This is a genomic window from Streptomyces ossamyceticus, from assembly GCF_001418475.1.
Classification (GTDB): domain Bacteria; phylum Actinomycetota; class Actinomycetes; order Streptomycetales; family Streptomycetaceae; genus Streptomyces; species Streptomyces ossamyceticus.
On record NZ_LIQX01000965.1, the window covers coordinates 1 to 1,521 of the forward strand.

The following is a 1,521-nucleotide window of genomic DNA, read 5'->3' on the forward strand; positions in this document are numbered from 1 at the left end:
CTCCCCGCTCGCCCCGCCCGCCACCGCGTCGGCGACGACCGCGTCCGTCACGGCGTCGAGCAGTTCCCCCTTGTTCTCCACATGCCAGTAGATCGCCCCGGGCCCGGTGGCGAGGCGCTCGCTCAGCGCCCGGAACGTCAGCCCGCCCTCGCCTGCCGCGTCGAGCAGTTCGATCGCCGCCTCGACGATGCGTTCACGGGAGAGCGCCTCTGTGCGCCGCTGCGACCGGCGCGTCCGCGTTGCCATGCCGTCATCTTGACACGGCTGGAGCGCTGTTCCAATGTTGGAACGCCGCTCCATGATGGAACGGTGTACCAGAGCCGATCGCCACCTCACGGTCGGCCGACTCGCGTGCGGAGGAACCACCATGACGACCACCACGCCCACCCCTGTCACGATCGTCGGCGCCGGATTAGGCGGCCTCACCCTGGCCCGTGTCCTGCACCTCCACGGCATCCCGGCCACCGTTCACGAGGCCGAGCCCTCCCCCTCGGCCCGTACACAGGGCGGGCTGCTCGACATCCACGAGCACGACGGTCAGCTCGCCCTCGACGCGGCCGGGCTGACGGAGGAGTTCCGCGCGATCGTGCTGGAGGGCCGCCAGGCGATGCGGCTCCTCGACACGGACGGGACCGTCCTGCTGGACAGGGCCGACGACGGCACCGGCGGCCGTCCGGAGGTGCAGCGCGGCGAACTGCGGCGAATCCTGCTCGACTCGCTGCCGGCCGGCACCGTCCGGTGGGGCCGCAAGGTGAGCGGCACCCGCGCCCTCGGCGAGGGGCGATTCGAGGTGGCGTTCGCCGACGGCGACACCGTCACCACCGGTCTGCTGGTCGGGGCGGACGGCGCGTGGTCACGGGTCCGGCCCCTGCTCTCCCCCGCCGAACCGGAGTACGTGGGCACGTCGTTCGTCGAGACCTACCTGTTCGAGGCCGACACCCGGCATCCGGCTGCCGCGAAAGCGGTGGGCGGCGGGTTCATGATGGCGCCCGCGCCGGGCCTGGAGATCTTCGCCCACCGGGAGGGCGGCGACACCCTCCACGCCTACGTGGCGCTGAGCAGGCCTCAGGAGTGGTTCGCGGCCGTCGACTTCACCGAGGGCGACGCGGCCCTCGCCCGGATCGCACGGGAGTTCGCGGGCTGGGCACCCGAACTCACCGCGCTGATCACCGAGAGCGACACCGTGCCGGTCCTGCGCTCCCACCACGCCCTGCCGACCGGCCACCGCTGGGACCGGGTACCGGGCGTGACCCTGCTCGGCGACGCCGCCCACCTCACNNGCCCTCGCCGCGCACCCCGACGACGTCGAGGCCGCGCTCGCCGAGTACGAGCAGGCCATGTTCACACGCAGCGCCCAGGTGCCCACCTTCGAAGGGGCCGATCTGCACAAGATCGACTCCGAGAACAACACGGCCCCCTGGCTCCTGCGGGCCTTCCTGGAGCTGGAGAAGGACGGGCGGGGCTGAGCGGCCCGATGCGGTTCAGCCCCGTACGCAGGTCGTGCCCGTCGGGCACAGGGAG

General features: G+C 72.5%; 2 protein-coding genes and 1 pseudogene. 2 read left to right on the forward strand and 1 reads right to left on the reverse strand.

Annotated elements, in window-relative coordinates; translation table 11 throughout:
• Positions 1-246 (reverse strand): TetR family transcriptional regulator (locus AOK15_RS41035; protein ID WP_157870540.1); only part of this gene is annotated, 246 nt, incomplete at its 3' end.
• Positions 247-367: 121 nt separating this feature from the next.
• Here AOK15_RS41035 and AOK15_RS43455 point away from each other — a divergent pair.
• Together AOK15_RS43455 and AOK15_RS48220 are read left to right on the forward strand one after the other, a co-directional pair.
• A partial coding sequence (locus AOK15_RS43455) for an FAD-dependent oxidoreductase (RefSeq protein WP_240508837.1) occupies positions 368-1,278 on the forward strand: 911 nt, incomplete at its 3' end.
• Between the two features lie 2 nt (positions 1,279-1,280).
• A pseudogene (locus AOK15_RS48220) lies at positions 1,281-1,466 on the forward strand (FAD-dependent monooxygenase); the annotation flags it as partial.
• Positions 1,467-1,521 lie beyond the last annotated feature (55 nt).